The sequence below is a fragment of the Dyella sp. genome, from assembly GCF_051954575.1.
Taxonomy (GTDB): Bacteria; Pseudomonadota; Gammaproteobacteria; order Xanthomonadales; family Rhodanobacteraceae; genus Dyella_B.
In genome coordinates, this window is record NZ_JBQCHP010000171.1 from 1 (window position 1) to 8,874 (window position 8,874).

Genomic DNA, 8,874 nt, shown 5'->3' on the forward strand with positions numbered 1-8,874 from the left:
TTTTTATCACCCTGTTTTGTTTTGTTTTCCCCAAGCTAAAAAAAATTTTTTCGCCCTCATTGTTTGTTTTCCGCGCCCAAAACAAAACCCACGACCCTACCCATGCAGGGCAACTGTCGTAATTCTGGAGCAGGCATGATCGACATTTCCGAACGCGCGCAGCAGCATTTTCTGCGCTTGATCGCCCAGCAAGGCGTGGATGGCCTGGGCATTCGCCTGCGCGTCACCTCGCCCGGTACGCCCGCCGCCGATTGCGAGCTGGAGTTCTGCGAGTCGGCCGAACTCAGCGGTAACGAATGGACGGTGGAATGCCAGGGCTTCAATTTCTATATCGAAGGCGACAGCGCACGCTGGCTGGAAAACGCCACCATCGATTACGAACCCAGCCAGACCGGCGGCCAGCTCAATATCCGCGCGCCGAAGATCAAGGGTGATCTGCCGGGCATGGAAGCGGGCCTGGTCGAGCGCGTGCGCTACGTGCTCGATGCCGAAGTGAACCCGCGCATCGCCGCGCATGGCGGTCGCGTGAGCCTGCTCGAAGTCGACGCCGATGGCGTGGTGGTGCTGCAGTTCGGCGGTGGTTGCCATGGCTGCGGCATGGTCGACGTCACGCTCAAGCACGGCGTGGAAAAAACCTTGCGCGAGCGCGTGCCGGAAATCACCGCGGTGCGTGATGCCACCGATCACAAGGGTGGCGCCAATCCGTACTACAGCAAGAACGAAGGAAAGTCCGCGATGGGCTGAGTAGGTTGGGGTGTGAACCCCAACTCCGGCCTACATGACATCGCGATGTTGGGGTTTGCACCCCAACCTACGACGATCAATCGCCTTGCACGTGGCCCTGCAAGGTATCGAGCTTGGTCGGCAGCGACGAGTAATACGCAGCGATGTCCTGGATATCCTGATCCGACAGTGTGGCGGTGAAGCCTTTCATGATCGGGTTGTTGCGGCGGCCATCCTTGTATTCGTGCAGTACTTGCTGGATGTAGCCGTAGTACTGGCCGGCCAGGCGCGGATATTGCGGATCGACCGCGTTGCCGTCGGCGCCGTGGCAGGCGAAGCAGGCAGCGGCCTTGGTCTTGCCGTTGGCGGGATCGCCGCCGGCCAGCAGCGGCGTCGCAACCAGCGCAAGAGCCATACCGAACGAGAGCAGCGTAAGCGCGCGTTTCATGCAGTTGGAATCCTTGGGGCCGTTACTTCGAAGCGATGCTGGAGAGATAGGCGGCAATGTCCTGGATCTCCTGGTCGGAGAGGCTTTGCGCCTGCGCCACCATGGTCGGATGCGTGCGATCGCCCATCTTGTAGCCGTGCAGCGCGTTGATCAGGTATTGCTCGTTCTGCCCGGCGATCTTCGGCACCGGATATTGCGGATACGCGTTGTCGGTGCCGGGAACGCCATGGCAACCATTGCAGGTATAGACGAGGGTGCGGCCGTTGGCTTTATCCCCTGTCGCATGAGCCGCGCCGGAACACACCAACAGCGCCGCGGCAGTCGCCAGGCCAAACAATTGCAGTCGAATCATCAAAAGGATCCCCAAGGTTCCAGCGGATGCGTGCAACGTACTCGCTCGAGTATAGAGGTTGCTTAGGAGTGGTCACAACAGAGTGTCGACGCACCCTCACCGTCATTCCGGCGAACGCCGGAATCCAGCTCGAACATGCAGTCCGCAGGACTCAAAACCGATTTCGAGTGCTTCGCACACCGTATTTGCACTGGATTCCGGCGTTCGCCGGAATGACGGTGGAGCTAGCCCCAACCCCCAGAGCATCACGGCGATAACGGCAGGCAGCGACAAAAAGCCGCGCATCATCCCGCACCGCCGCAAACTTTAGAACAGGTTCTTGATGATGTGGATGCCCGCGGTGTACTCGCCGACGATGGTGCCCAGGCAGACCAGGAAGAAGTTGAGCAGCGTGCGCGCCACGCGATTGGTCCACCAGCCGCTCCAGTGCACGATGTCGTCGCGCAGGCTTTCGAAATCCGCCACGCGCGGGCGGCGCACCCATGCTTCGGCCATGGCGCTGATGCCGCCGGAGGGAATGCCCGGGCGGAACGGCTTGACCGGCCCGGCCACGAACGCGGCAAATATGCTCAAGGGATGCGCGCGCGCCAGCAATGCGCCCAGCGCGGAGAAGCCTCCGGTGAACAATACCCAGTCGCGCAGCGCCTTTGCACCCAGCGCGGTGTTGCGATGGAACGCGTAACCGATCGCCGCGAACACTAGCAGCACCAGGCCGACGGCGACCCATTTCGGCCATTGTGCTTTCGGCGGCGTCTTGGCCAGTTCCGCCACCGTCGCGCCTGGGTCTGCCTGCTGGATGCGCAAGTGCTCGCACAGGCCTTTCAAATGGCCGGCGCCGATCACCACCAGCACCTTGCACGGATTGGCCGTCACTGAGCGCCCGGCTTCCTCGCGCAGGCGCGCCGCCATGTATGCATCGCGTTCGGCGATCAAGGCGCGATACAGCGGCGCCGATTCGTTGGCGAACTCGCTGAAGGCGCTTTCCAGCATGTCGCCTTGCTTGAGTTTTTCGATTTCCTTCTCGTCGATGGTCTCGCGCTCGAACACGCTGGCCAGCAAGCCGCCGAGCAGGCCGAAGCGCTGCCAGAAGCCCACGCTGTGCCATGCGCGCTTGAGCGTGGTACCTACTTCGCGATCGACCAGCCACAGCGGCACGTCAAGTTGCGCCGCGCCATCCATCGCCGCTTTCATTTCGGCGCCGGGCTGGATGCCGTACTGGTCGGCCAGGCGTTTCTGGAAGGTGGAAAGCACCAGGCTCGCCGCCACCATGCCGGCCTTGCCTTCGCGGATCACCCGGAACAGATCCATCTGCTTGAACGTTTCCGGATCGCGCATGCCCTGCGCGCGGCTTTCGCATAGCTCTACCGCGATGGCGTTGAAGGTTTCGTTGGCGAGCAGCGCCTGCACCGCCTCCACGCTGCTGCGCGACACGTGCGCGGTACCCAGCACCACGTATTCCACGCCGTCGCGCTGGACGCGCTCGATCGGCTGGCCGAGGAGCTCAGGCGTGGGACGGAGGCCGGTTTCGGGGACGCTCATGCAATGGAAGGCAAGGGGACGGAGACGCCCAGCATGGAGACTTGAAGGGTGCAGCGCAAGCCGGCTTTTTCCCGATTGTGAAAAAGCACGTAGGTTGGGGTGCAAACCCCAACGTTGCCATCTCCATGCCGCGCGAGGTCAGTTGCGGAAACGGCGCAGCAGGTCGCCGTAGGCGTCGATGCGCCGATCGCGCAGGAATGGCCAGATGCGCCGCACGTGCTCGCTGCGCGCCATGTCGATCTCCGCGACCAGCAACTGGCGCTGATCGGTGCCGGCCTGGGCCAGGAATTCGCCCTGCGGACCGGCCACGAAGCTGTTGCCCCAGAATTGGATACCCGCGCCGACCTTGGCCGGGTCCGGCTCGTAGCCGGTGCGGTTGCAGGCCAGTAGTGGCAGGCCGTTGGCCACCGCGTGGCCGCGTTGCACGGTGATCCAGGCTTCGCGCTGGCGGTTCTTTTCGGCGTCTTCGTCGTTCGGATCCCAGCCGATCGCGGTGGGATACAGCAGCAGTTCCGCGCCGGCCAGCGCCATCAGGCGCGCCGCTTCCGGATACCACTGATCCCAGCACACCAATACGCCGAGGCGGCCCACCGAGGTATCGATCGGCTCGAAACCCAGGTCGCCCGGTGTGAAATAGAACTTCTCGTAGAACGCCGGATCGTCGGGGATGTGCATCTTGCGGTACTTGCCGGCGATCGCGGCGGAGCGATCGAACACCACCGCGGTGTTGTGGTACAGGCCGGCGGCGCGCTTCTCGAACAGCGAGGCGACCACCACCAATTTCAGTTCTTCAGCCAGCTTGCCGATGCGCGCGGTGCTGTGGCCGGGAATGCTCTCGGCGGTGTCGAACTCGTTGACCGATTCGTGCTGGCAGAAATACGGGCCGTTGTGCAGCTCCTGCAGCAGCACCAGTGCGGCGCCTGCTGCGGCGGCTTCGCGCAGGCCGGCTTCGATCGCGTCGAGGTTGGCGTCGCGGCTGCCGCGGTGCGTTTCCTGCAGCAGCGCGACCTTGAGGGTCTTGCGGGACATGGGGCGTTTTCCTGGTCGCCAGAGGCGAGAAAACGCTTATTGTAGGGGAACGCACGGTGCCGGTTGGCGTTTGCTCCGACCGGCGCGTTGACTCACCGGCCGTACGTCAACGTCTGTTGCGCCTTGCCGAGCACATGACCGTGCAACATGAAACCGGCCAGCGCCGCGGTCGCGTTGTCCGGCACGTCCAGTTGCGGCACGTCCAGCGCATACACGGTGAACACATAGTGGTGCGGCTTGTCGCCGACCGGCGGGCAGGGGCCGCCCCAGGTGGTGGTGCCGAAGTCGTTGTGCACGCCGCGTGCGCCCGTCGGCAGCGTGCCGCCTTCGGGCAAGGTATTGGTCGAAGCGGGCAGGTTCAGCACCACCCAATGCCACCAGCCGCTGCCGGTCGGTGCATCCGGGTCGTACACGGTGACGGCGAAACTGCGCGTGCCGGCCGGCTGGCCTTGCCAGTGCAACGCCGGTGCAAGGTTCTGGCCGGTGCAACCGAAACCGTTGAAGGTGTATTTCTGCGTGATATGTCCGCTGGCGCCGGCGACATCGACGCGCAGGGAAAAATCACCCGCGTGCGCGGCGAATGCGCCGGCGGCAAACAGGGTGGCGATCATCGAACGAAGCATGGCGGTACTCACGAGTGGACACGGCGCAAAGCTTATGCAGGCGCCTGCCTGACGGCTGCCACGCCACGCGCAATCAATCGCCCGAAACGCTCACCGGTTCGCCCTCGTCCAACGGTATGCCCTTGCGCACCTGCGCATCCACCACCGTGGCGGAGACGATATCGCTGCCTACGTTCACCGTAGTGCGCAGCATGTCCAGGATGCGATCCACGCCCAGTACGATGCCGATGCCTTCCGGCGGTACGCCGAAGGTGGCGAGCAGGCCCGCGATCAACGGCAGCGAGCCGCCCGGAATGCCGGCCACCGCCACCGCGCTCAGCACCGACAGCAGCATCAACACGAATTGCTGGCTGAGCGACAGTTCCACGCCGAAAGTCTGCGCCACGAACAGCACCACGCAGCCTTCGAACAATGCGGTGCCGCTCATGTTCATGGTCGCGCCCAGCGGCAGCACGAAACCCGCGGTGCTCGGCGCGAGCTTCAATTCATCGCGCGCCAGCGCCAGCGAAGCGGGCAGGGAGGCGCTGCTGGAGCTGGTGGAAAACGCCGTCACCAGCAGAGGACGAATCTGCCGGAAATATTCGCGCGGCGCGCGCCGGGTGAACACGCGCAGCCATATCGACATGGTGCCGAACAGCTGCAGCGCCAGCGCCGCCGCGCAACCGAGCACGAACACCGAAAGCGTCAGCAGAATACCCGGCCCCACTTTCACGATGACGCCATAGATCATCGCCGGCACTGCGTATGGCGCGAGCCTCAGTGCGAAGCCGACGATGCCGGTCATCAGGTCGCTGACCAGGTCCAGCGCGGACTGCAGTTTCACGCGCTTGGTTTCATCCAGTTGCGTGGCGGCGGCGCCCACCAGGATCGCGAACACGATCAGCGGCAGCACGTCGCCGAGCGCATTGCGGCTGTTGCCCACGAAGGCGCCCAAGAGATTGCGTGGCATGAACATTTCCACCAGCGTGGTGAGCGTCATGCTCGGCTGCGCCTGCGAGCGCTCCACCGTCTGCTGCGCATTGCCGCCGTATTCCTGCATCAGCAGCTCCTTGGCCGCGGGCGCCAGATGATGGCCGGGCTGCAGCACATTCATCATCACCAGGCCAATGGCGACGCCGATCAGCATGTTGGCGGCGAACAACGCAAAAGTGCGCCAGGCCAGCGGCCCGAGGCGATCGAGCCGCCCCAGTTGCGCCACGCCCGAGGCGAGCGAGGCGAACACCAGCGGAATCACGACGAAGAACAGCATGCGCAGGAAGATCTGGCCGAACGGATCGAGCACTGCGGAGGACACGCGCTGCGCCACGTTCAAGATGTCGGAATGGAATTGGCCGAGTCCGAGCGTGATGACGGCGGCTACCACACCAACGACCAGGCCCCACAGAATGCGCGTGGCCAGCGATTTGGAAACAGTACTCATCCGGTGAGTCCTTCTGCCCAAGCTGCGCGTTAACCTACCACCTTTGCCACGCCATCTCTGTAGGTTGGGGTGCAAACCCCAACCTCGGAACGGACGAAAATGATGGTGTTGGTATTTACCGCAGTTCGGACGGCAACGAACCGAAGCGCTGGCGAAACCGCGCGGCAAAGCGCGAAGGCGAGAGATAACCGCAATCGTCGGCGATGTGCTTGAGCGGCAGGTTGGTGGTCTGGATCAGGGTAAGCGCCCGCGCCAGGCGCGTTTCCTCCAGCACGGCGCGGAAGCTCGCGCCTTCGGCCGCCAGTCGGCGACGCAGCGTGGCCGGGCTCATCGCCAGTTGCGCGGCCACATCTTCGGCGCGCCAACTTTGTTGCGGATCGGTGGCGAGCAGCATGCGCACGCGTTCGGCGATGCCGGCCTCGCCGCTTGGTGCCGGGCGGAAACCACCGATGCCCAGCGCCTCCAACAATTCGCGCACGCGATGCACCAGCACCGCTTGCGGCAGCTCGTCGCGCAAGCCTTGCTCGGCGTGCGCAAACGCCTGGTCCAGCACGGGATACGCGCGCAGCACGCTCCAGCGTGACGGCGCCGCTTCCGCTGGCCAGGATTTCTGCAGCAGTTCGCGCGACACCGCCAGGCAGCTGGATTGATATGGGTTGTCCGGTGCCGGCAGGTTTTCCACGTTCAACAAGATGCCGGGCGACACCACCAGGTAATCGCCGCTGGCCGCCGTGGCCTGCCGCGTGCCTTCGGTGACGCGTTTTTCGCCGGCCTTGATGCGCGCCACCACGAAATTGGTGAACGGCACCGCCGCCACGTATTGGCGGCTGCGTGCGTGATAGCGCAGCAGCGCGATGCTCATTCGCCCAGCAGGCCAGCCGGCAGTTGCATGGTGATGCAGTGCAGGCTGCCGTTCTGCCAGATCAGCGGACGGCAGGGCACCTGCACAACGGTGCGTCCGGGATGCGCTTCGCCGATGATGCGCGCGGCTTCGTCATCGACCGCATCGCCGTACGCGGGCACCAGCACGGCGCTGTTGACGATCAGGTAATTGGCGTAGGACGCGGCCAGCCGGCGGCCTTCGTCCAGGATTGGTTGAGCCCACGGCAGCGGGTAGAGCGTGTACGGTTTGCCGTCCGGCGTGCGCAAGGCGGCCAGTTCCTCGCCCATGCGCTGCAACTCCGCATGGTGCACATCTGCGGCATCGTCGCAGGCCTGGTAGACGATGCGATCGCCCGGCGCAAAGCGCGCCAGCGTATCGATATGCGCGTCGGTGTCGTCGCCTTCCAGGTAGCCGTAATCCAGCCACAGCACGCGTTTGGCGTGCAGGCCGTCGCGCAGGATCGCGCTCATTTCCTCGCGCGATTGTTCCGGATGACGCTGCATCAGGCAGCGCCAGGTGGTGAGCACGGTGCCGGCGCCATCGCTTTCGATGCCACCCCCTTCCAGCGCCCAATCGATGCGCGCATGTTCGGCCGAACCGAACACGCCAGCCTGCACCAGGCCGGCGATCAGTGCGTCGTCCTGTTCCGCGCCGAACTTGCCGCCCCAGCCGGTGAAGCGGAAATCAGTGAGCTGGAAGCGGTTGCCTTCGCCGCGCAGGGTGATCGGGCCCGAATCGCGCAGCCAGGTGTCGTCGTACGGCAATTCCACGAAGCGGACGCGTGCCATGTCCGTGCTGCTGCCTTGCAGTTTCGCGTTGACGTGCGCGTGCAAGACCGCATCGGCCACTACGATGATCAGCGACTGGAAGCGTGTCACCGCCGCGGCCAGCGCCACATAGGTGGATTCCACCTGCTCGAGCCGCTCGGCCCAGTCGGTGCCGGCATGCGGCCAGGCAATCAACACGGCGGCCTGCGGCTCCCATTCGGCCGGCAGGCGCAAGCTGGAATCGGTCATGGAGACGACACTCGCGCTAAGGAGATGGCCCGGAGACTGGCCGGGCAGGCAAGTATGGAAGTTTACGATGGCGCGAGTGGTTGTGCGAGGCGATGAGTTAGCCCCTCTCCCTTCGACAGATCCGATCAGCCTCGCATCTCAGTTGCGCGAAAGGCGGCTCCCTCCCCTGCGCGCAGGGGAGGGCTGGGGTGGGGTTGTCCGAGCTTGTCGCATCGTTGAAATGCTTCGCGAGCTTGCTTCATCCCACCCTGACCCTCCCTTACTACACGTAGGGGAGGGGATGCATCCGGCAAGCTGAAGTTTGACGGTGATCAGAAAGTATTCGCAGCGATAAAGCGCGCGATCAATTCACCGCACCCGGATTGCGATTGTTCCCCGCCGGCGTATTCAACACCGCGTGGATCACATGGCTCTTCTCGAAGTACACGATGAAGTTGGCGTATTCCCAGCGATTGATTGTCGGGTGATGCGCGGAATCCCCGCCACGCGGCGAGAGCTTGCGCAAGGGCGCGCCGTATTTTTTCTCCACTTGGTCCATGCTCATGCCGCGCGCCGGCAGGTTCATGCCTTTTTCTTCCTGCACGCGCTGCTTGAGCGTTTCCTGGGCCTGGGTGGCCTGCGACAGGGACAGCCCGGCGCCCATGGCGACGGCCACCAGCAAGGGCAGGGTGTAACGGTGCTTGAACATGATTCCCCTCTCCGCACAAAGCAATGCTGCGCCGTTGTAGCAGAACTGCCTGGACCGCGCCACGAGCAACCACCGAAGAGGTGAACTAGGGGCGCGGGGCGGGCATAGGGGGGTGCCCCGTGAATCAGGGGGGCCCGCGAGACCAGATCGGGC

10 protein-coding genes are annotated in these 8,874 nt (G+C 64.2%); 1 reads left to right on the top strand and 9 read right to left on the bottom strand.

What is annotated here, in order from left to right; genetic code table 11:
- The first annotated feature begins 135 nt into the window (after positions 1-135).
- Entirely contained in the window at positions 136-744 is a 609-nt protein-coding gene (locus tag ACTHNE_RS20075; protein WP_440270148.1) for an NfuA family Fe-S biogenesis protein, read from the top strand.
- Between the two features lie 76 nt (positions 745-820).
- Here the strand turns inward: ACTHNE_RS20075 and ACTHNE_RS20080 are convergent, their stop codons facing one another.
- The 9 genes from ACTHNE_RS20080 to ACTHNE_RS20120 form a co-directional block, all read right to left on the bottom strand.
- Positions 821-1,171: a c-type cytochrome gene (locus ACTHNE_RS20080; RefSeq protein ID WP_324946358.1), complete on the bottom strand. Its 351-nt coding sequence runs from the start codon at positions 1,169-1,171 to the stop codon at positions 821-823.
- Positions 1,172-1,193: 22 nt separating this feature from the next.
- Entirely contained in the window at positions 1,194-1,523 is a 330-nt protein-coding gene (locus tag ACTHNE_RS20085; RefSeq protein WP_324946361.1) for a c-type cytochrome, read from the bottom strand.
- Between the two features lie 306 nt (positions 1,524-1,829).
- Complete coding sequence (locus ACTHNE_RS20090) at positions 1,830-3,062, bottom strand: TraB/GumN family protein (protein ID WP_324946363.1); 1,233 nt, start codon at positions 3,060-3,062, stop codon at positions 1,830-1,832.
- A 138-nt stretch (positions 3,063-3,200) separates the two neighbouring features.
- Entirely contained in the window at positions 3,201-4,091 is an 891-nt protein-coding gene (locus tag ACTHNE_RS20095) for a carbon-nitrogen hydrolase (RefSeq protein WP_324946365.1), read from the bottom strand.
- A gap of 92 nt (positions 4,092-4,183) precedes the next feature.
- Positions 4,184-4,714: a YbhB/YbcL family Raf kinase inhibitor-like protein gene (locus ACTHNE_RS20100; protein ID WP_440270149.1), complete on the bottom strand. Its 531-nt coding sequence runs from the start codon at positions 4,712-4,714 to the stop codon at positions 4,184-4,186.
- 73 nt (positions 4,715-4,787) lie between these two features.
- Positions 4,788-6,134 carry a dicarboxylate/amino acid:cation symporter gene (locus ACTHNE_RS20105; protein ID WP_324946369.1) on the bottom strand — a complete coding sequence of 449 codons (1,347 nt, stop codon included), beginning with the start codon at positions 6,132-6,134 and terminating at the stop codon, positions 4,788-4,790.
- A 115-nt stretch (positions 6,135-6,249) separates the two neighbouring features.
- Entirely contained in the window at positions 6,250-6,996 is a 747-nt protein-coding gene (locus tag ACTHNE_RS20110; protein ID WP_324946205.1) for a helix-turn-helix transcriptional regulator, read from the bottom strand.
- Positions 6,993-8,033, bottom strand: coding sequence for an agmatine deiminase family protein (locus ACTHNE_RS20115; protein ID WP_440270150.1), 1,041 nt, complete (start codon positions 8,031-8,033; stop codon positions 6,993-6,995). The genes ACTHNE_RS20110 and ACTHNE_RS20115 overlap by 4 nt, the downstream gene beginning before the upstream one ends.
- A 343-nt stretch (positions 8,034-8,376) precedes the next feature.
- The gene (locus tag ACTHNE_RS20120) at positions 8,377-8,721 is read right to left on the bottom strand and encodes a hypothetical protein (protein ID WP_324946211.1); all 345 of its coding nucleotides are present in this window, start codon (positions 8,719-8,721) and stop codon (positions 8,377-8,379) included.
- Positions 8,722-8,874: the final 153 nt, after the last annotated feature.